The sequence below is a fragment of the Pseudorhodoferax sp. LjRoot39 genome (assembly GCF_964253035.1).
In the GTDB taxonomy this organism is placed as follows: Bacteria; Pseudomonadota; Gammaproteobacteria; order Burkholderiales; family Burkholderiaceae_C; genus Pseudorhodoferax.
Window position 1 is genome coordinate 1,153,061 of the sequence record NZ_CAXUQL020000001.1, and the last position, 20,137, is coordinate 1,173,197.

19 protein-coding genes are annotated in these 20,137 nt (G+C 69.3%); 6 read left to right on the plus strand and 13 right to left on the minus strand.

Annotated features, from left to right (window positions below; genetic code table 11):
• Nucleotides 1-79: 79 nt before the first annotated feature.
• The 3 genes from ACSQ4M_RS05505 to ACSQ4M_RS05515 all read right to left on the minus strand — a co-directional run bounded on the left by ACSQ4M_RS05505 (nt 80) and on the right by ACSQ4M_RS05515 (nt 2,633).
• On the minus strand, nt 80-730 hold the full coding sequence (locus ACSQ4M_RS05505; protein WP_436188591.1) for a DsbA family oxidoreductase: 651 nt from the start codon (nt 728-730) through the stop codon (nt 80-82).
• 1 nt (nt 731) lies between these two features.
• Complete coding sequence (locus ACSQ4M_RS05510) at nt 732-1,307, minus strand: DUF2889 domain-containing protein (RefSeq protein ID WP_436188592.1); 576 nt, start codon at nt 1,305-1,307, stop codon at nt 732-734.
• A 96-nt stretch (nt 1,308-1,403) separates the two neighbouring features.
• Complete coding sequence (locus ACSQ4M_RS05515; RefSeq protein WP_436188593.1) at nt 1,404-2,633, minus strand: MFS transporter; 1,230 nt, start codon at nt 2,631-2,633, stop codon at nt 1,404-1,406.
• 58 nt (nt 2,634-2,691) lie between these two features.
• Between ACSQ4M_RS05515 and ACSQ4M_RS05520 the strand changes: the two genes are divergently transcribed.
• Nucleotides 2,692-3,597: a LysR family transcriptional regulator ArgP gene (locus tag ACSQ4M_RS05520; protein ID WP_436188594.1), complete on the plus strand. Its 906-nt coding sequence runs from the start codon at nt 2,692-2,694 to the stop codon at nt 3,595-3,597.
• Nucleotide 3,598: 1 nt separating this feature from the next.
• On the opposite strand, the gene ACSQ4M_RS05525 is transcribed toward ACSQ4M_RS05520, so the two are convergent.
• Together ACSQ4M_RS05525 and ACSQ4M_RS05530 are read right to left on the minus strand one after the other, a co-directional pair.
• Nucleotides 3,599-4,042, minus strand: a complete 444-nt coding sequence (locus ACSQ4M_RS05525; RefSeq protein ID WP_436188595.1) for a hypothetical protein — start codon at nt 4,040-4,042, stop codon at nt 3,599-3,601.
• A gap of 211 nt (nt 4,043-4,253) precedes the next feature.
• Nucleotides 4,254-5,081 carry a metallophosphoesterase gene (locus tag ACSQ4M_RS05530; RefSeq protein WP_436188596.1) on the minus strand — a complete coding sequence of 276 codons (828 nt, stop codon included), beginning with the start codon at nt 5,079-5,081 and terminating at the stop codon, nt 4,254-4,256.
• Nucleotides 5,082-5,209: 128 nt separating this feature from the next.
• Here ACSQ4M_RS05530 and ACSQ4M_RS05535 point away from each other — a divergent pair, with 128 nt between their 5' ends.
• Nucleotides 5,210-5,416, plus strand: coding sequence for a hypothetical protein (locus ACSQ4M_RS05535; protein WP_056671030.1), 207 nt, complete (start codon nt 5,210-5,212; stop codon nt 5,414-5,416).
• Between the two features lie 10 nt (nt 5,417-5,426).
• On the opposite strand, the gene ACSQ4M_RS05540 is transcribed toward ACSQ4M_RS05535, so the two are convergent.
• Nucleotides 5,427-6,383 carry a LysR family transcriptional regulator gene (locus ACSQ4M_RS05540; RefSeq protein WP_436188597.1) on the minus strand — a complete coding sequence of 319 codons (957 nt, stop codon included), beginning with the start codon at nt 6,381-6,383 and terminating at the stop codon, nt 5,427-5,429.
• Nucleotides 6,384-6,535: 152 nt separating this feature from the next.
• On the opposite strand from ACSQ4M_RS05540, the gene ACSQ4M_RS05545 reads away from it, so the two are divergent.
• The 3 genes from ACSQ4M_RS05545 (at nt 6,536) to ACSQ4M_RS05555 (ending at nt 9,115) form a co-directional block, all read left to right on the plus strand.
• Nucleotides 6,536-7,243, plus strand: a complete 708-nt coding sequence (locus ACSQ4M_RS05545) for a hypothetical protein (protein WP_436188598.1) — start codon at nt 6,536-6,538, stop codon at nt 7,241-7,243.
• A 128-nt stretch (nt 7,244-7,371) separates the two neighbouring features.
• Nucleotides 7,372-7,914 carry a Chromate resistance protein ChrB gene (locus ACSQ4M_RS05550; protein WP_436188599.1) on the plus strand — a complete coding sequence of 181 codons (543 nt, stop codon included), beginning with the start codon at nt 7,372-7,374 and terminating at the stop codon, nt 7,912-7,914.
• Nucleotides 7,898-9,115 (plus strand): MFS transporter, encoded by a 1,218-nt coding sequence (locus ACSQ4M_RS05555; protein ID WP_436188600.1) that lies wholly within the window; start codon nt 7,898-7,900, stop codon nt 9,113-9,115. Before ACSQ4M_RS05550 ends, ACSQ4M_RS05555 begins: the two co-directional genes overlap by 17 nt.
• Before the next feature lie 59 nt (nt 9,116-9,174).
• Here ACSQ4M_RS05555 and ACSQ4M_RS05560 read toward each other — a convergent pair whose 3' ends face one another.
• The 3 genes from ACSQ4M_RS05560 to ACSQ4M_RS05570 form a co-directional block, all read right to left on the minus strand.
• Nucleotides 9,175-11,058, minus strand: coding sequence for a phosphoenolpyruvate carboxykinase (GTP) (locus tag ACSQ4M_RS05560; protein WP_436188601.1), 1,884 nt, complete (start codon nt 11,056-11,058; stop codon nt 9,175-9,177).
• 356 nt (nt 11,059-11,414) lie between these two features.
• Nucleotides 11,415-11,570, minus strand: a complete 156-nt coding sequence (locus ACSQ4M_RS05565) for a hypothetical protein (RefSeq protein ID WP_436188602.1) — start codon at nt 11,568-11,570, stop codon at nt 11,415-11,417.
• Between the two features lie 44 nt (nt 11,571-11,614).
• Nucleotides 11,615-12,820 (minus strand): threonine ammonia-lyase, encoded by a 1,206-nt coding sequence (locus ACSQ4M_RS05570; protein ID WP_436188603.1) that lies wholly within the window; start codon nt 12,818-12,820, stop codon nt 11,615-11,617.
• 116 nt (nt 12,821-12,936) lie between these two features.
• Here ACSQ4M_RS05570 and ACSQ4M_RS05575 point away from each other — a divergent pair, with 116 nt between their 5' ends.
• Entirely contained in the window at nt 12,937-15,249 is a 2,313-nt protein-coding gene (locus ACSQ4M_RS05575; RefSeq protein ID WP_436188604.1) for an ATP-binding protein, read from the plus strand.
• A gap of 1 nt (nt 15,250) precedes the next feature.
• Here the strand turns inward: ACSQ4M_RS05575 and ACSQ4M_RS05580 are convergent, their stop codons facing one another.
• The 4 genes from ACSQ4M_RS05580 to recD are packed head-to-tail and all read right to left on the minus strand — an operon-like array spanning nt 15,251 to nt 20,009.
• Entirely contained in the window at nt 15,251-15,661 is a 411-nt protein-coding gene (locus tag ACSQ4M_RS05580; RefSeq protein ID WP_436188605.1) for a DUF1810 domain-containing protein, read from the minus strand.
• A gap of 6 nt (nt 15,662-15,667) precedes the next feature.
• Nucleotides 15,668-17,524 (minus strand): DNA helicase RecQ, encoded by a 1,857-nt coding sequence (gene recQ, locus ACSQ4M_RS05585; RefSeq protein ID WP_436188606.1) that lies wholly within the window; start codon nt 17,522-17,524, stop codon nt 15,668-15,670.
• 14 nt (nt 17,525-17,538) lie between these two features.
• Nucleotides 17,539-17,958, minus strand: a complete 420-nt coding sequence (locus ACSQ4M_RS05590) for a rhodanese-like domain-containing protein (RefSeq protein WP_436188607.1) — start codon at nt 17,956-17,958, stop codon at nt 17,539-17,541.
• 11 nt (nt 17,959-17,969) lie between these two features.
• Entirely contained in the window at nt 17,970-20,009 is a 2,040-nt protein-coding gene (recD, locus tag ACSQ4M_RS05595) for an exodeoxyribonuclease V subunit alpha (RefSeq protein ID WP_436188608.1), read from the minus strand.
• Between the last annotated feature and the right edge of the window lie 128 nt (nt 20,010-20,137).

Consider the following 20,137-nt stretch of genomic DNA (forward strand, 5'->3'; position numbering starts at 1 on the left):
GACCCGCGGACCAACTGGCGCCTTTGCCGGCACCTTGGCGTCGGCCTGCATCGTTGACAGGTGGTTCGTTCACGGCTTGTCAGGCCTGCGCGGCGGCCTGGCGCATCGCGCCGACCAGCGTGGACGGCTCCTGCGCACCCGACACCGCGAGCTTGCGGTTGAAGATGAAGAAGGGCACGCCGCTCACGCCCATCTGGCGCGCTTCCTGGTCGGCCTGGTCGATGGCGGCCAGGGCTTCGGGATCGTCCAGGTGCGCGCGTGCGGCGGCGGCGTCCAGGCCGCCCTCGGCCGCGATGGCGGCCAGCACCTCGGCATCGCCGACGAAGCGGTTCTCGATGAAATAGGCGCGCAGCAGGCGCTCCTTCACATCGCTGGCATCGGCGCCGCTGCGCTGCGCGAAGTCGATCAGCGCATGGGCCAGGCGCGTGTTGGGCTGGCGCGTGATGCCGTCGATGTTGAGCTCCAGCCCGGCCGTGCGGCCCGCGGCGCGCACGCGCTCGTAGATGGTGGCGGCGCGTTCGGGCCCGCCGAACTTCTCTTCGAGGTAGGCCTTGCGGGCTATGCCCTCGGCCGGCAGGTCGGGGTTCAGCTGGAACGGGTGCCAGGTGATCTGCACGGGCGGCAGGCCGGCGGCCTCGGGGCTGGCCAGCGCGGCTTCGAGCCGGCGCTTGCCGATGTAGCACCAGGGGCAGACCACGTCGGAGACGATGTCGATGCGCAGCGGTTCCATGTCAGTTCTCCTGGCGGCGGTGCCAGCCGATGAATTGGGGGGCGATGCGTGCGATCACCGGGCCATCGAAGTCCCAGGACATGCAGCCGCCCATGAAGAAAGGTGGGGTGGTGCGCACGGGCTCGGGCTCGCCGCGCTGCTGGCGCAGGTGGTCGCGGTAGGCCCCCAGGGTCTGGAACGCGGCCGTGGCCGTGCCGAACAGCAGCTCGCGCAAATGGGTGCAGCCGCGCGTGCTGCCGATGGCCTCGTCCAGCGCGCGGCGCCAACCGCGGCCCAGTGTGGCGCCGATCAGCTGGCGCACGGGGGGCTCGGCGCGCGGGCATTCCTCGAACGGGGTGGTCAGCATGGCGGCGTGGATGTCGACGATGGTCATGTTGTCGTCGATGGTCACGCGCACCTCCATGTCGTGCACGGGTGCACCGGCGGCGCGCTCGCGGCCACGCACGGTCTTGCCATAGGGCTTGGTGTCGCGCAGGTGGCCTTCGATGTCCCACAGGCCATCTTCGCGGTGGAAACCACGGTAGCTGATGCTGCGGTCGTGCGCGGGTGCGCGGGGGGCGGGAGGCGGAAGTGGCATGGCGCTGGCGGATCGGCTGGCAAAGCGAAATTCTAGGAGCCCGGCCTGGGCCGCGCATCGGCGCGGCGCAATGGCCCCGACGCGCGGGCGACAGGCTCAGACCGGTTTGCGCGCGAGCAGGAACAGCAGCGAGCCGCTGGCCGCCAGCAGCGCCAGCACCGTGAAGCCGGCGCGGTAGTTGCCCGTCAGATCGACCAGCACGCCGGCCACCAGCGGCCCGGCGACCTGGCCGATGGCGATGATCAGCGTGGACAGGCCCAGGATCATGCCGATCGCGTTGCGGCCGAAGTAGTCGGCGCGGATGGCCTGCATGAGCGGCCCGCGCAGGCCCCAGGCCATGCCGTGCAGCACCGCGAAGGCGGCCACCATGGAGGTGGCGTGGTGGCCGTAGGTCAGCAGCAGCAGCGCCACGCCATGGGCCAGCATGCAGCCGGCCGACAGGTAGCGCTTGTCGTAGCGGTCGCCGATCAGCCAGCCCAGCAGCACGCCGCCGATCTGCGCGCCGGTCAGCAGCGTGATGACCAGCGCGGCCTGCGCCACGCTGTAGCCCAGGCCCTCCTTCATGTGGCTGATGGCGTGCACGTTGACGGCCGTGACCACCAGCAGCGCGAAGCCGTGGCCCAGGCCCAGCAGCCAGAAAGCGCGCGTGCGCAGCGCCTCGCGCGCGGTGAACTCGCGCTGCGGCGCCACGGCCGATGCTGCGGTGGTACCAGCAACGGGCGGGGGTGGGGCGGGGTCGCCATCCACGGTGGCGCCATGGTCCTCCGGCCGGCTGCGGAACATCGAGGCCAGCGGCCAGCCGACCACGATGGACACCACACCCGAGGCGAAGGCCGTGGCGCGCCAGCCGTAAGTCAGCATCGACCAGGCCACGATGGGCACGAACAGCCCGCCCATGGCCATGCCCAGGTTCATGGCCGACAGCGCCCGTGCGCGCTTGCGCGAGAACCAGCGGATCACGGCGACGTTGATCGGGAAGTAGCCCGACAGGCTGGTGCCGATGGCGATGACGGCCACTGCCATGTAGAAGCCGGCCACGCTGTCGATGCGGCTCAGCAGCATGAAGCCGATGCCGAAGGCCACCACGCCGGCGCGGATCATGGCGCGCGGGCCGATCCTGTCGACCAGCCAGCCCAGCACCGGGCCCAGCAGCGCCGATTCGGCCGACTGCATGGCGGCGGCGCCCGACAGCGTGGTTTTGCTCCAGCCGCGCTCTTCGGCCAGCACGGCGACGTAGGCGCCGAAGGCCTGTTGCAGCAGCATGGCCTGCAGGAACTGCAGGCCGCCACCCGCGCCGACCATGCGCCAGCCGTAGAAGATCTTCATCGGTGCGGCGCGCGGCGCCGTCTCCTCTTGTCGTGGCGCTGACCATACCATCGCCCCCATGCACATGTTCGATCCCGATGCGCTGGAATGCCTGGCCGCCATCGTCGAGGAGGGCGGCTTCGAGCGCGCCGCGCAGCGCCTGCACATCACGCAGTCGGCGGTGTCGCAGCGCTTGCAGGCACTGGAGGCACAGGCCGGCACCGTGCTGCTGGTGCGGCGCCCGCTCAAGGCCACGCCGGCGGGGCAACTGCTGCTCAAGCACACGCGCCAGCTGCGGCTGCTGCGTGCCGACCTGGACCGCGACATGCGCGCCTTCGCACCGCAGTCCGGCGGCCGGTTGCGCGAGCAGGAGCGCGTGGCCGTGGCGGTGAACGCCGACAGCATCGCCACCTGGGTGTTGCCCGCGCTGCAGGAGCCCGTGGCGCAAGGCCTGCCGCTGGAGATCATCGCGGACGACCAGGACTTCACGCAGGAGTGGCTGCGCGAGGGCCAGGTGCTGGGCTGCGTGACCACGCTGGACCAGGCGCTGCGCGGCTGCCGCATGGTGCCGCTGGGTGCGATGCGCTATGTGGCTGTGGCGGCGCCAGCGTTCGCGCTGCAGCGGCTGGGTGGCGCGCTCACGCCGCACAACTTCCACCAGGTGCCGTTCGTGGCCTTCAACCGCAAGGACGACATGCAGCGCGAGTTCGTTTCAAGCCGCCTGGGCTTGCCGCGGCTGGCACTCAACCAGTTGTTCGTGCCGAGTTCGGAAGGCCAGGTGCGCGCCGTGCTGGCGGGCTGGGGCGCCAGCGTGGTGCCGGAACTGCTGGTGCGCGGGCTGCTGGCGGCCGGCGAACTCGTGGACATCGCGCCTGGCCACGCCGAGCGCGTGGCGCTGTACTGGCACTGCTGGAACCTGGAGTCCGAGGTGCTGGACGGACTCAGCCAGGCGCTGACGCAGGCTGCGCGCGCGGCGCTCGACTGATCTATTCGCCCAGCGTGGCGCGCAGCGCGCGGGCCTTCTCGGCGTCGAACGGACCTTCGACACGGGCCAGCACCTCGCCGCGGCGGTTCAGCACCACCACATGCGGCCGTTCCACGCCGGACAGGCCGGTCGAGCGCGCGAAGGCGGCACGGTCGGTGAACACAGGAACCACGGCCGCCTTTTCCTGCGCGTAGCGCTCGCGCAAGCGGTTCTCGATCATGCCGCGCTCGGCCGCGTCGCCGGGATCGTTGACCACCAGCATGCGCAGCCAGCGCACGGAGGCATCGCCGCCCAGCTGCAGGCCGTCGATCCAGCTGTCGACGGCGGCACGCTGGTCGCGGTGGAAGCTGATGAGGGCCAAGGTGCGGTCGGCGTCCAGGCCTTCGGGCAAGGCCAGCGGCCGCTGGTCGAGTTGGCGTGCCTGCAGGTTCGGCAGGCGTCCCATCACGCTCGATTCCGTGGGCGCCGCCACAGCGAGCAACACCGCGGCCAGGACGGCAAGAAACCATGCCAGGGTAGGTGACCAGACGCCTTTCATACGGTGGCTCCTGTGCGCGATGACGGGATGGGCGAAGCAAGATAGCGCGCGTGCGACAACCCTGGTCGCTCCGGGTGATTTCGAAACGTAAGAAGTTGCGACGAGATGCTGAACGCGCTCAGATCTCGATGAGCAGCCGGGCGCGGAAGCCTTCCTGCTCGCCGTTCTTGGCATAGCCCAGCGGATTGGCCACGACACGGCAGCCACGGTGCACGTAGTCGCTGGGCGCATGCAGGTGCCCGTGCAGCCAGAGTCGGGCGAAGGGCAGCAGGTCGTCCAGCGCATTGCAGAAGCCCGCTGTGCCGGGCGTGAGGCCATAGCGCGGGTCGGCGCTGTGCAGGCTGGGCGCGAAGTGCGTCACCACCACGGTGGTGCCGTCGAAGGGCTGGGCCAGCGCCGCGCGCAGCCACTGCTGGCAGGCCAGGCCTTCCTCGCGCATTTCGGCCGCGAGCCAGGGCTGGCCGTGGCGCGTGGTGCCGGTGCGGCGCAGGTAGTGGTCGGCCGCGCGGAATGCCTTGTGCCTGGCCTTCAACTGTTCAGCCAGCGAGTAGTGGCCGCCGCGCCCGGCCGGGCCGATGGCGTCGTAGTCGGTCCACAGCGTGCTGCCCACCAGGCGCAGCGCACTGCCATCGGCGGCTGCGCCGGGCAGTTCGACGACCTCGCGGTCCAGCCAGCGCAGGCCGAGGCGCTCGCAGGTCTCGCGCAGGCGCAGGGCTGTGGCGTCCACATCCAGCATGTCGTACTCGTGGTTGCCGGGCACGTAATAGACCGGCACCGGCCAGTTGGCGAACAGGCGCAGGCCGAAATCGGCATCGGCCATGCGCGAGCCGGTTTGGTAGGAGCCGACATCGCCGGCCAGGATCAGCACATCGGCGCCGGCCACGGGCTCGGGAACGAAGTTGGTGTGCACTTCAAGGTGCAGGTCAGAAAGCAGCTGAAATTTCATGGAATCGTGGTCTGCGCAGGGCCATGCCAAGGTTATGCGTGAACTGCATGGGCCAGGCCTTGCAACCCTAGGGATAACCCTTATTCTTCAATCACTCTGAACTTTGGACCGCCACAAGCGGTGTTTGTATGTTGATCGTTTCCTGGTTTGCCCGCGTTTACCAAGGGTGGACCGCTTCCGCCGCAGCCTCTGCCCACCAGGGCGCCCGTGACGGCGCCGCCCGCGAAGTCGCCTTCGCGCTGCTGGAGAGCGCGGACAACCTCGCCGGCCATGACCCGCACGAGGCACGCCGCCTGCGCAGCGCTGCGCAGGCCTGGCTCAGCGTGGTGCGCTGAAGCAGCGCCCTCACAGCGCAAAAGCCTGTTCGGCTGCGCGCACGACGGCCTGACGCAGCCACTGGTGGTGGCTTTGCAGGTCGGTGCGGCGGTGCCACAGCGCGGCCACGTGCACGGCCGCCACCTCGAACGGCAACTCCCGGTGCACCAGCTGCTCGGCGATGCCCGTGGCCTCGACAAAGTGGCGCGGCAGCACCGTCAGCAGGTTGGAATTGGCCACCACGCGGCCGGCCGTGAAGAACTGGTTGACCGTCAGCACCACGCGGCGTTCGCGCTTGAGCAGCGCCAGCGATTCGTCGATGAAGCCATAGGGCCGGCCCGAGAAGCTGACCAGCAGGTGGCGTGCGGCACAGAACTGGTTCAGTGTCAGCGTGCCGCCGGCCAGCGGGTGGTCGCGCCGCATCACGCACACGTATTCGCTGTCGTACAGGCGCTGGTGCTCGAAGGGCACGGCCTTGCCCACCTGGGCGCGGGCCGTGAGGTCGGCCAGCACCGCCGGGAAGAAGCCGACGGCCAGATCGGCCGTCTCGTCGTCCAGCAGCCGGCGCGGGTCGCGCGTGGTCAGCGGCACCACGCGCAGCGAGATGCCCGGCGCCTCGTCTTCCAGGATGTCCACCAGCCCCGGCACCAGCATGGCGGCGGTCGCGTCGGCCATCGCCAACACGAAAGTGTTGTCGGCTGACAACGGGTCGAAGTTGCTGGGTGCCAGCGAAGCCTGCAGTTGCCGCAAGGCCTCGCGCACGGCGGGCCACAGCGCCATGGCGCGCGGCGTGGGCTCGATGCCCTGGCCGCTGCGCTGCACCAACTCGTCGCCCAGCGCGTCGCGCAACCGCTGGATCGCATTGCTGACGGCGGGCTGCGTCAGAGAGAGATTGCGTGCTGCGCGCGTGAGGCTGCGCTCGGCCAGCACCTCGTCGAAAACGCGCAACAGGTTCAGATCCAGCGTGCGGAAATTCGGGGCGGCCATGGCGCTCGGGTGTGAATGGGTTGGCATACGACTCTATTCATCACCGTGGTGAATGTCCAGCATCATGAATATAAAGTTGAAGAACACTGGGGCAAACCCTAGTATTGACCCATGCCGCTGCCGAACCAGGTAGCGAAGAAAAGGAAAACACCATGACCAGCTTTGTTCACGTCGACTATCCCCAACAACACCCCGGCGTTGCCCGCGTCGAAGCGGCAATCCAGGCAGCAGGCAGCCTGCGCCAAGGCTTCGACGGCACCCGTGGCATCGCCGCGTTGCTGCTGGCCGCCGTGGTCTCCGCGCTGCTGGTGCTGGCCGACCGCATGGTCGATGGCTGGGCAGATGGCCGCTTGATGGCCGCCTGGGTCGTGCTGTGGCTGGTGGCCTTCGCTGCATTGGCGCTGTTCGCCACGCCTGCTCGCCGCCTGGCCACCGCGCTGGTGCAGCGTCTGGACGGTTGGTCGCAGCGCGTGGCCCGTGACCGTGCCGACGAACGCCTGTGGGCCACTGCCCAGACCGACGCCCGCGTAATGGCCGATCTGAAGGCGGCCGTGTCGCGCAGCGAACTGGCTGCCCCGCGGATTGCGGCGGCCCTGCATGCCGCTGAAGCGCCGGTCCGCATCAGCCTGCGTGAAGTGGTGCAAGGCTGGTACCGCGATGTGCAAAAGGCCCGCGCCGACGTGGCCTTCCTGGCCGCAGCCCACGAAGACCCGCGCATGCTGGCCGACCTGCGCGCCGCTGCCACCCGCGCCGAGTCCGTGCCGGCCCAGACGCAGACGCTGCTGCGCGGCGACAACGCCAGCAATGCATTGCGCGATGCTGCCCACGCCATGGGTGCTCGCCGCAGCTATTACTTCTGAGCCCAGCGCTCCGCTCTGGCCGCGCCAGGAACCCTTTCAAAGCCACCCTTCGCGGTGGCTTTTTTCATATCTTGGTGAAGCTGCCCTACTGTTTAAAATGAAACCATCGTCACAAATTTGACTGAGCGATGGATTCAATCAAATGGTTGCTGCTGACCTACAAGGTGCCAGCCGAGCCGACCTCCAAACGCATGGCGCTGTGGCGCCGCCTCAAGGCGTTGGGCGCGGTCTATCTGCAGAACGGCGTGTGTCTGCTGCCCAAGACCGACGACCACGTGCGCAAGCTCAAGGTGCTGGAGAACGACATCGCGTCCATGGAGGGCGATTGCGTGCTGCTGGAAACCATCGCGCTGGACCGGCTGCAGGAAGACAAGGTCATCGCCCGCTTCAAGGCAGACCGCGACGACCAGTACCGTGAACTGCTGGGCCGCTGCCAGGACTTCGAGGCCGAGATCGCCAAGGAGATCGCGATCCAGAAGTTCACGTATGCGGAGCTCGACGAGGAAGAAACCGACCTCAAGAAGCTGCAGACCTGGTTCGAGAAGATCCGCAAGCTCGATTTCTACGACGCCCCGCTGGCCACCACGGCCGCCGAACGCCTGAAGCAGTGCGAAGCCCTGCTCGACAGCTACGCCAAGCGGGTGTACGACGCCCATGACGAAAACCGTTGAATCTGGTGCCGGCGTGGCGCCAGCCCGCGGCGCACGCGCCGTGCCCCGCAGCGTCTGGGCGCTGGGTTTCGTCTCCATGTTCATGGACATCTCGTCCGAGATGGTCCATGCGCTGCTGCCCATCTACATGGTGGCGGTGCTCGGTACCTCGGTGCTGGCGGTCGGCCTGATCGAGGGCATCGCCGAGGCCACGGCTTCCATCGTCAAGGTGTTCTCGGGCGCCCTCAGTGATCGCTTCGGCAAGCGCAAGTTGCTGGCGGTGGTGGGTTGCGGCCTGGGCGCGCTGACCAAGCCGGTGTTCCCGCTGGCCGGCACGCTGGACTGGCTGGTGGGTGCGCGCTTCGTCGACCGCATCGGCAAGGGCATCCGCGGCGCGCCGCGCGATGCGCTGGTGGCCGACGTGACGCCGCCCGAACTGCGTGGCACGGCGTACGGCCTGCGCCAGACGCTGGACACCATCGGCGCCTTCACCGGTCCGCTGCTGGCCATGGGCCTGATGTGGTGGACGGCCAACAACTACCAGCTGGTGTTCTGGCTCGCCGTGCTGCCGGCCTTCGTGTCGGTGGCCGTGCTCGTGGTCTTCGTGCGCGAGCCCAATCTGCCCAAGGCCACACGGCCGCGCAAGCTGCCGCTGCGCAAGAGCGAACTCGTGCGCCTGGGGGCGCCCTACTGGTGGGTGGTCGGCACCGGCCTGGTCTTCACGCTGGCGCGGTTCAGCGAGGCCTTCCTGATCCTGCGCGCCCAGGCAGTCGGGCTGGAACCGATGTGGGCACCGGCCGTGCTGGTGCTGATGGGCGTGGCGTATTCGCTGTCGGCCTACCCGGCTGGCGTGCTGTCGGACCGCCGGCCGCGCCGGGACGTGCTGCTGGCCGGCCTGGCGCTGCTGGTCGCTGCCGACCTCGTGCTGGCCTTCGTGCCGGGCCTGTGGGGCCTCGGGCTGGGCGTGGTGCTCTGGGGCCTGCACATGGGCTTCACGCAGGGCGTGTTCAACACGCTGATCGCAGACAGGGCGCCGGCCGACCTGCGCGGCACGGCCTTCGGCATGTACAACCTGCTCACGGGCGTGGCCCTGCTGCTGGCCAGCGTGATCGCCGGCGCGCTCTGGGACCTGGTGGGCTTTCGGGGCACTTTTGCCTGCGGTGCGCTGTTCGCTGCGCTGACGGTGGTGGGGCTCATGCTGCGGCGGCGCCAGGCGGCTTAGAGTACGCGCCATTGAAAAAGCCACCTTGCGGTGGCTCCTTCATGGGGCGCGGTGCCAGCTCAGGCGGCCAGGCGCGTCTCGATCTGTTGCTTGATCTCGCCCATTTCCTTGGGCAGGTGGTAGGCCAGTTGCGTGAACAGGTCGTCGTGCAGCTTCAGCTCGGCCTGCCAGGCGGCTTGGTCGATGCTGGTCACGGTCTTGAACTGCTCGGCGCTGAAGTTGAGGCCGGTCCAGTTCAGCTGCTCGTAGGCCGGGCTCACGCCGAACACGTGCTCCTGGCCGCCTTCGGCTTGACCCTCCAGGCGGTCGATCATCCACTTCAACACACGCATGTTTTCGCCGTAGCCGGGCCAGACGAACTTGCCGTCTGCCCCCTTGCGGAACCAGTTGGTGGTGTAGATGCGCGGCAGCGTGGCGCCCGCCTGCTCCAGCTTGGCACCCAGGTTCAGCCAGTGCTGGAAGTAGTCGCTCATGTTGTAGCCCATGAAGGGCAGCATCGCGAACGGGTCGCGGCGCACCACGCCCTGCTGGCCGGCGGCCGCAGCGGTGGTTTCCGAGCCCATGGTGGCGGCCATGTAGACGCCTTCCTTCCAGTTGCGCGCCTCGGTCACCAGCGGCACCGTGGTCGAGCGGCGGCCACCGAAGATGAAGGCGTCGATCTTCACGCCCTTGGGATCGTCCCAGGCTTCGTCCAGCGCCGGGTTGTTGAGGGCGGCCACCGTGAAACGTGCGTTCGGGTGGGCGGCCTTGGCGCCAGTTTCCTTGGCGATCTGCGGCGTCCAGTCCTTGCCCTGCCAGTCGATCAGGTGCGCGGGCAGTGCCTTGCCGGCCACGTCGTCTTCCATGCCTTCCCACCAGACGTCGCCATCGTCCGTGAGCGCCACGTTCGTGAAGATGACGTTCTTGTCCAGGCTGCGCATGCAGTTGGGGTTGGTCTTGTAGTTCGTGCCCGGGGCCACGCCGAAGTAGCCGGCCTCGGGGTTGATCGCGCGCAGCGAGCCGTCGGCCTGCGGTTTGATCCAGGCGATGTCGTCACCGATGGTCGTGACTTTCCAGCCTTCGAAGCCGGCGGGCGGCACCAGCATGGAGAAGTTGGTCTTGCCGCAGGCGCTGGGGAAGGCGGCTGCCACGTGGTACTTCTTGCCGTCGGGCTTGGTCACGCCCAGGATCAGCATGTGCTCGGCCAGCCAGCCCTGGTCGCGGCCCATGGTCGAGGCGATGCGCAGTGCGAAGCACTTCTTGCCCAGCAGCGCGTTGCCGCCGTAGCCCGAACCGTAGGACCAGATCTCGCGCGTTTCCGGGTAATGCACGATGTACTTGGTCTTGTTGCAAGGCCACTTCACGTCGGCCTGGCCGGCTTCCAGCGGCGCGCCCACCGTGTGCACGCAGGGCACGAAGTCGCCGTCCACGCCCAGCACGTCGTACACGGCCTTGCCCATGCGCGTCATGGTCTTCATGTTCACGGCGACATAGGGACTGTCGGACAGCTCGATGCCGATGTGGGCGATCGGCGAGCCCAGCGGACCCATGCTGAACGGCACCACGTACATGGTGCGGCCCTTCATGGAGCCCTTGAACAGCGCGTTCTCGCCGGTCTGCAGCAGCTGGCGCATTTCGGCCGGTGCGGTCCAGTTGTTGGTCGGGCCGGCGTCTTCCTTCTTGGCCGAGCAGATGAAGGTGCGGTCTTCCACGCGGGCGACGTCGGACGGGTCGGACAGCGCCAGGAAGGAGTTCGGGCGCTTGGCCGGGTTCAGCTTCTGAAAGGTGCCGGCGTCGACCAGCTGCTGGCACAGGCGCTGGTATTCGGCGTCGCTGCCGTCGCACCAGTAGATGTCGGACGGCTGCGTCAGTGCGGCGATGTCCGAGATCCAGGCGATCAGCTTGGCGTTCTTCACGTGTGCCGGAGGATTGATGTTCAGTCCTTGCATCGTGGGGGCGTTCATGGGCTAGCTCCTAAGTTGAAAAATCGTCTTTCACAAAGTCGCTCGCAATGCAAGCGGGCCTTGGACCTGGTGGAAGACGACAGGTGCAGCCCGGCGCAAGAGTCCGGCGCCGGTCGGGAGGCCAATTCTAGGGATGGGGCTTGCACGCGGAGCCACGTTGGAGACAAAACCCATGCAAAACAAGCATAGGGTTATGTCTGCATGATGGCGGCCGTGACAAAGTTGTCGTCGCATGCACGCAACAAGTGCATGCGCGCAGCGCGTGAAAACAGGGGGGGGGGGAGAAGCGCGAGCCGGTGTGCCGGCGGCGGAAAAAACAACAGGCCGCGTTGCGCGGCCTGCAAGAGCCGCAGGGCTCAGGCCATCGAGACGGCGATGAAAGCGAGCAGGAAGATCAGCACGCCGCCGACGATGGGCAGCACGATGGGAATCATCGGTAGCACGGCTTCGACCGGGTCGATGTCGTGGGCGGCAACCTCGTGCGGGTTGGGCGTGGCGTGGGAGTCCGACATGTCTCTATTCCTTCGCTCGAAAGCGCGGATTGTAGCGATGGGGGTCAGCGCAATTCCTTGGTCTCGAAGCCGGCCTGGCCCAGCGCCTGCACGAGTTCGTCCAGATGGCTGCGCCCGCGCGTCTGCACCACGAGTTCGATGTCCACGTTCTGCGCCGACAACGCCGTGAACGCGCGCTGGTGCTCCACCTGGTCGATGTTGGCGCCGCTGTCGGCCACCACGGTGGCGATGCGCGCCAGCGAGCCCGGGTGGTCGGCGGCGCTCACGCGCAGCCGGCCGAGCCGGCCCGAGCGCACCATGCCGCGCTCGATGATGGCCGCCAGCAGCATGGGATTGATGTTGCCGCCCGAGAGCACCAGGCCCACCTTCTTGCCACGAAAGCGCTCCGGCTCGCGCAGCAACGCTGCGAGGCCGGCCGCGCCCGCGCCCTCGACCACGGTCTTCTCGATCTCCAGCAGCATCAGGATGGCCTGCTCGATGTCGCCTTCCTGCACCAGCATCAGCGCGTCCACGCTCTCGCGCACGATGGCTTGCGTGATCTGCCCCGGTGAGCCCACGGCGATGCCCTCGGCGATGGTGCTGCTGCCCTGGGCGTGCTGCGTTCCCTGCACGGCGTTGACCATGGCCGGAAAGCGCGCGGTCTGCACGCCGACGATCTCGATGCCCGGCTTCAGCGCGCGCGCCGCGGTGGCGATGCCGGCGATCAGCCCGCCGCCGCCGACCGAGACCACCAGCGTGTCCAGCGCCGGCACCTGGGCCAGCATCTCCAGGCCCACCGTGCCCTGGCCGGCGACGATGTCCTCGTCGTCGTAGGGGTGCACGAAGGCCAGGCCCTGCGCCTTGGCCAGCTCCTGCGCGTGGGCACGCGCTGCGTCCAGCGAATCGCCGTGCAACACGATCTCGGCACCGAAGCCACGCGTGCGCTCCACCTTCACGGCCGGCGTGAAGCGCGGCATCACGATCACCGCGCGCAGCCCCAGGCGTTGCGCATGGTAGGCCACGCCCTGGGCGTGGTTGCCGGCGCTCATGGCGATCACGCCGTGCTCGGCGCCGCCGGCCTGCACCAGCCGCACGAGCTTGTTGCAGGCGCCGCGCTCCTTGAACGAGGCCGTGAACTGCAGGTTCTCGAACTTCAGGAAGACCTGGGCGCCGGTGATGTCCGACAGCGTGCGCGATTCCACACAGGGCGTTTCCAGCACCTGGCCTTGCAAGCGGGCCGCGGCCTGGCGGATGTCGTCGAGGGTCAGCATGGCTGCATTGTGGGGGGCAAGGCTGGGTGTCGTCTGCGTTTTTGCGACCCTGTCTTCCAAAGCCCTGGACCCTGCGTTATCGTGGCTCACTCCTTTGCTCGACTGGAAACCCGTCCATGGTGAAGCGTTCGGCCCGTGACCCGGTGACCGCCCAGGTGATTGCCTCGCCCGGGCTGGAGGCTGCGCCAGTCCTGGACCTGATGTGTTCGCACTTCGTGCTGACGCTGGTCGCGCGGCAAGGCCCCAAGTTCAACGTGCGGCGCGACCTGAACAGCCTGCTGGCCATGGCCGGCCGCCACCTGGTGTGGCCGCAGCCCGTGTTGTTGCGCCTGCGCGAGTTCCTGGCCCGCCGCTGCAAGGACAACGAGTTCTGGCGCGGCCACACCGCGCTGTCCACGGCCGAGTTCATGGAGCGCCATGCGATCTGGCGTGGCCCCTACGAAGAAGGCACGCTGTTCTTCTACCTGGACGAATACGCCAAGGACCAGCCCAAGGACCTGCTGGCCGCGCTCAAGGTCACCTGCGACTGGCTCACGCGTGCGCTCAAGAAGCAATCCACGCTGGTGGAGAAGAACATCGATGCGTTGTCGGGCCTGCTGCAGCTCAACCGCGCCGAGCGCGCGCTGCTGCTGTACGGCACGCTCGCGCGCTACCAGCGCGACCTGCGTACCATCCTCGTGGAGGTCAAGGTCAACAACGCGCCAGAGGCCTATGCCGCGATCGCCGAGGTCGCCGGCGTGAGCGCCACCGAGGTCGGCGAGGCGCTGCGCGCGGGTTCGCGGCTCGAGCGCATCGGCCTGGTCGAGAACCTGATCTCCGAGCACAACATCACCGACCTGGCCGACCTCATGAAGGTCAGCGAGAAGCTGCCGCCCGTGCTCATGCGCGAGTACCGCGACCAGAGCGAACTCATGGCCGTGTTCACACGGCCGGCCACCAAGAGCGCGCTGGCCATGGGCGACTTCGGCTTCGTGGCCGACGACGCCGAGGTGCTGGTCGCGCTGCTGCGCAACGCGGTCGCGCGCAAGGAGCCCGGCGTCAACATCCTGCTGTACGGCCCGCCCGGCACCGGCAAGACCGAACTGGCGCGCGTGGTCGCGCAGGCTGCCAACCTCGACCTGTTCGAGGTCGAGTACGCCGACCGCGACGGCAACTCGCTCTCGGGCCGCGACCGCTACCGCTCGCTGCAGATCGCCCAGGTGTTCTTGAAGGGCAGCGTGCAGGCCGCGCTGCTGTTCGACGAGGTGGAGGACGTTTTCCCGCCCATCAGCACAGAGGCCGCGCAGCTCATGGCGCGTGCCGAGCAGATCGCGGCACCGCCCAGCGGTTCGGTCAGCGGCAAGGCTTGGGTCAACCAGATCCTGGAGAGCAACACCGTGCCCACGCTGTGGGTCACCAACCGCATCGAGCAGATCGACCCGGCCTTCCGCCGCCGCTTCGCCTACCACCTGGAGCTCAAGTCGCCGCCGCCCGGTGCGCGCGAGGGCCTGGTGCGCAAAACGCTTCAAGGCGTGGCCGTGTCCGACGCCTTCGTTGCCAAGCTGACCGAACGCAAGGGTCTCACGCCCGCGCAGATCCGCACCGCGGTGCGCTTCGCCGGCCTGGCCTGCGCCGACGCGGCCGGCACGGAGGAACTCATCGAGCGCCAGCTGCGCAACGCCGACAAGGCCCTGGGCCGGCACAGCGAGGAGCGTGCCGGCATCCCCGCGGCCACCACCTACGACCTGGAGATGCTCAACGTCGAGAGCCGCTTCGAGATCGGCCGCATCGTGCAGGCGCTGCAGGCGCGTGGCCACGGTAGCCTGTGCTTCTACGGCGCGCCCGGCACCGGCAAGACGGCGCTGGCCGAGCACATCGCGCGCGCGCTCGACAGGCCGCTCATCGTCAAGCGCGCGAGCGACCTCATGAGCAAGTTCGTCGGCGAGACCGAGCAGCAGATGGCCGCCATGTTCCGCGAGGCCGAGGCCGAGAAGGCCGTGCTGCTGCTCGACGAGGCCGACAGCTTCCTGCAGGACCGGCGCGGCGCCCAGCGCACCTACGAGGTCACCGAGGTCAATGAGATGCTGCAGGGCATGGAGCGCCACCGCGGCGTGTTCATCTGCACCACCAACCTCATGGACCGCATCGACCAGGCGGCGCTGCGGCGCTTCACGTTCAAGATCCGCTTCAAGCCGCTGCTGCCGGCGCAGCGCGAACGCATGTTCGTGGTGGAGGCGCTGGGCGGCGAGGCGGATCGGCTCGATGAGGTCATGCGTGCGCGGCTGCATCGGCTGGAGCACCTGTGCCCCGGCGACTTCGCGGCCGTGCGGCGCCAGGTCGACATCTTGGCCGCTGAGATGACGCCGGCCGAGTTTCTCGAACAACTCGAGGCCGAACACCGCATCAAGCCCGAGGTGCGCGAGGCGCGCGGGATCGGCTTCGTGCAGTAGTTCAGAGCAGCGCCAGCGTCTGCGTGTCGGGCTGGCCGCCGTAGTAGCGGGCCAGCACGTCGCCGAATTCAGGCTGCTCGGGCGCCGCCGCCTGGAACAAGGTCATGCACGAGCGCAGTTTGAGATCGTCGGGCGAGCCGAAGATGGCGTGCGCGCTGCGGCCCTGCACGCCCAGCACGAGGCGGGTTGCCTCCGTCAGCCGCGGCCCCAGCACAGGATGCGCGGCATAGGCCTGTGCCTCGGCCAGGGAAGCCAGGCCGAAGCGCCGCGCCATGCTGCTGCGGCCCAGCGCCACATGCTGCGGAAAGACGAACCACATCCAGTGGCTGCTCTTGTGTCCGGCGCGCAGCTCGGCGCAGACCTGCGCCCAGACGGGCTCCTGGGCCTGGACGAAGTGCGCGAAGTCTTGCATGGCGGCTCAGCTTTGCTGGCACACGCGCAGCACGTCCTCGCCGTACTTCTCGAGCTTGGTCGCACCCATGCCGCTGATGCCCTGCAGGTCGTCCAGCGTGTGCGGCGCGCGCTGCGCGATGGCCGCCAGCGTGGCGTCGTGGAAGATCACGTAGGCCGGCAGGTTGTGGGTCTTGGCCACCTCCGCGCGCCAGGTCTTGAGCGCGGCGAACAGCGCCTGCCCCGGTGCGTCCAGCGGCGCGGCAGCGGGTGCCACGCGGTCGCCGCGCGACTTGGACGTGCGTGACTTGCGGCCTGCCGGCGCGGACGCCGATTCGCGCAGCCGCACCGCCACCTCGCCCTTGAGCACCGCACGCGAGCCGTCGGTCAGCTGCAGCGTGTTGAACTTCTCGGCGTTGACGGCGATGGCGCCCGTGGCCACCAGCTGGCGCAGCACGCTGCGCAGCTGCGCTTCCGACAGGTCGACACCGATGCCGAAGGTGCTCACCTTCTCGTGCTGGAACTGCTTGACCTTTTCCGTCACCTTGCCGCGCAGGATGTCCATGATGTGGCCCGCGCCGAAGCCGATGCCGCTTTGCTGCTGCACGCGGTAGACCGTGGACAGCAGCTTGCGCGCGGCGTCGGTGGCGTCCCAGACCTCTGGCGGCGACAGGCAGTTGTCGCAGTTGCCGCAGGGCTGGCTGGCCTCGCCGAAGTACTTCAGCAGCCGCACGCGGCGGCAGTCCGTGGCCTCGGCCAGCGCCAGCAGCGCGTCGAGCTTGCCGCGCATGACCTTCTTGAATTCCTCGCCGGCCGGGCTCTCGTCGATCATGCGGCGCTGGTTCACCACGTCCTGCAGGCCATAGGCCATCCAGGCGTCGGCGGCCTCGCCGTCGCGGCCGGCGCGGCCGGTCTCCTGGTAGTAGCCCTCGATGTTCTTGGGCATGTCCAGGTGCGCTACGAAGCGCACATCGGGCTTGTCGATGCCCATGCCGAAGGCGATCGTGGCCACGACCACGATGCCGTCCTCGCGCAGAAAACGGTCCTGGTGCTTCTGGCGCACGGCCGCATCCAGGCCGGCGTGGTAGGGCAGGGCGTTCACGCCGGCCATGCACAGCGACTCGGCCACCTCTTCCACGCGCTTGCGCGACTGGCAGTAGACCACCCCGGCTTCGCCATCGTGGTCGCGCTCGATGAAGCGCAGCAGCTGCGTCACCGGGTCCTTCTTCTCGACGATGGCGTAGCGGATGTTGGGCCGGTCGAAGCTGCTGACGAACTGGCGCGCGTCCTCCAGCTGCAGCCGCTCGACGATGTCGGCGCGCGTCAGCGCGTCGGCCGTGGCCGTCAGCGCGATGCGCGGCACGCCGGGGTAGCGCTCGTGCAGCAGCGTCAGCTGGCGGTACTCGGGCCGGAAGTCGTGGCCCCATTGGCTCACGCAGTGCGCCTCGTCGATCGCGAACAGCGCGAGCTTGCCGCGCGCGGCCAGGCCGTCCAGCAGTTCCAGGAAGCGCGGCGTCACCACGCGTTCGGGCGCGGCGTAGACCAGCGTCACTTCGGCGCGGGCCAGCCGGCGCTCCAGATCCTGGGTGGCAGCCCAGTCCAGCGTGGAGTTGAGGTAGGCCGCGGCCACGCCGGCCTCGCGCAGCGCGCCGACCTGGTCGTGCATGAGCGCGATCAGCGGCGAGACCACCACGGTCACACCCTGGCCGGCGTTCTGCCGCGCGATCGCCGGGATCTGGTAGCACAGGGATTTGCCGCCGCCGGTGGGCATCAGCACCAGCGCGTCGCCGCCATCGACCACATGGTCGACGATGGACTGCTGGGCACCTCGGAACTGCGCGTAGCCGAAGGTCTCGCGCAGGATGGAACTGGTCACTTCACTCATCGCACCACACCTGTCTACATCTGCTCCCAGGGCAGGCCGTCGCAGCGCCAGCCATTGGTGCGCGAGCGCTGCAAGTCCTCGTTGAGGTCGCCCTCGAAGCCGTGCACGACGGCCACCACGTCGCTGAAACCGGCCGCTTCCAGCGCCTGGCCTGCATCACGGGCGCGCTTGCCGCTGCGGCAGATCAGCACCACGGTGCGGTGGCGGCTGCCGGCGGCGCGCTCGACGGCTGCGACGAACGCGGCCGGGTCCGGTGCCATGGCCGGGTATTCGTACCAGGGAATGTTCTGCGCGCCGGGCGGATGGCCGACATAGCGGAACTCGATCTCCATGCGCACGTCCACGAACAGCGGCGGATCGCCCGCGCCCTCGGCCGCGTCCCGCGTGCGTTCCAGCAGCAGGTCCCAGGCCTGCTTGGGAAGGAGTTCTTGCATGCCCGCGATTGTCACCCGGCCATCAGGCCGCTGGCGCGCAAAACGCGGCGGCCGATGGCCTCGTTCAGCACGGCGCCATGCGCGCGTGCGCCACCGACCAGCGTGAACCAACGTTTGGCGCGCGTGATGCCGGTGTAGACCAGCTCGCGCGTGAGCACGGGGTTGCCCTGGTCCGGCAGCACCAGCGCGGCGTGCTCGAACTCCGAGCCCTGCGACTTGTGCACCGTCATCGCAAACACGGTCTCCACGGCCTGCAGCCGGGCCGGCAGCACCCAGCGCACGGCCCCGCTGCCGTCGCCGGCCGGGAAGGCGACGCGGCGCACGGGCGGCGCGCCCGGCTCGGGCGCGGGCAGGTCCAGCGTCAGGCCCACGTCGCCGTTCATCAAAGACAGGCCGTAGTCGTTGCGCGTGACCAGCACGGGCCGGCCCGCGAACCAGCCCTGCGTGCCCTGCAGCAGGCCGGCCTCGCGCAGCAGTTCGGCCACTGTCGCATTGAGGCCCGTCACGCCCCAAGGGCCTTCGCGCAGCGCGCAGAGCAGCTGGAAGCGCCCCAGCGCCTGCAGCAGGTCGCCGGCCCAGGCATCCCAGGCCGCGGTGCCGGCGCCATCGGCCGGGCGCGTGGCGTGCATGCGGCGCAGGTAGTGCGCATGGCCGAAGGGCGCAGCGCGCTCGGCCAGCACCAGCGCGCGCAGCTTGGCATCCTGCGCGAGAAGGGCGGGCGGCTGGCTCAGGCGGCAGCTGCGCAGGTCGTCCCTGCCTGCGCGCCACAGGGCCTGGGCGGCGCGGCTGTCGCCGGCGTTGACGGCCTGGGCCAGCTGGCCGATGCCGCTGTCGGCTGTGAAACGGTGGCTCACGCGCAGCATGGCGATCGCCTGGTCCAGTGGCTGGCCGGTGGCGTCCTGCAGCGCGGGCGGCGGCTGCTGGCCGGCGGCCTCCTGCAGCCATTGCGCGGTGGCGGCGTCGTAGTGGCCTTCCTGCGCGCGGCTGCACAGCTCGCCGAGCACGGCGCCTGCCTCCACCGAGGCCAGCTGGTCCTTGTCGCCCAGCAGCACCAGGCGGGCGCCGGGCGGCAGCGCCTGCAGCAGCCGGGCCATCATCTCCAGGTCGACCATGGAGGCCTCGTCGACGACCAGCACGTCCAGCGCGAGCGGGTTGCCGGCGTGGTGGCGGAAATGCCGGCTCTCGGGCTGGCTGCCCAGCAGCCGGTGCAGCGTGGTGGCGGCGCTGGGCACGTGCGGGCGCAGCGCCTCGCCATGCGGCAGCGCGCGCCAGGGCAGGCGGTCCAGCGCGCCGCGGATGGATTCGGCCAGCCGCGCCGCGGCCTTGCCCGTGGGCGCGGCCAGGCGGATGCGCAGCGGCTCGCCGCCGCCCTGCAGGGCCATGGACTGCAGCAGCGCGAGCAGACGCACGACGGTGGTGGTCTTGCCCGTGCCGGGGCCGCCCGTGACGATGGCGAAGCGCTGGCGCAGGGCCAGCGCGCAGGCCAGCTTCTGCCAGTCCGGGGCGTCTGCCGTGAACAGCGCATCGAGCACGGGCCGGATCTGCGCGGCCGGCGCCACCGGCTCGGGCGCGAGCCGCGCGCCGACCAGCGCACGCACCTCGCGCTCGTGTTGCCAGTAGCGGCGCAAGTACAGACGCGGGCCCTGCAGCACCAGCGGCGCGTTGCCGGGGCCGGCCTCGCAGAGCCGGCTGGCGCGCAGCGCGGCGCACCAGTCGCCCAGCCGCAGCGCCTGCAGCCACTGGCTGGGCGTGCGCGCGAGCGGTGCGTCAGGCGCGTGGGCGGGCGGCAGCGAGAGGCTGGCCGGGCTGTCGGCCAGCGCGGCCTGCAGGTCCAGGCAGACATGGCCGCGGCCCAGCTGGTGGCTGGCCAGCGCGGCGGCCAGCAGCAGCGGGGCGCCGGCGGCGGGGTCGAGTTCGTGCAGGAACAGCGCGAAGCTGCGGTCCAGCTCGCGCAGCCAGCCGTGCTCCACCCATTCGCCGAGGTCGGCCAGCAGTGCGGCGCAGTCGTCCAGCGGCGGGGCCGGGGCGTCGAACAAATCAGGCTGGTTCATCCTGGATCCGGCAGTTGGATGCGCTCGACGGTGCCGTGATCGGCACGTCATGCAAGGCGCGACGACGCAGCGCACTTCTGTGCGCCAGGAGGAGCAACGCCGCATGGCGGGCCGAGCGCGGTGCTGGC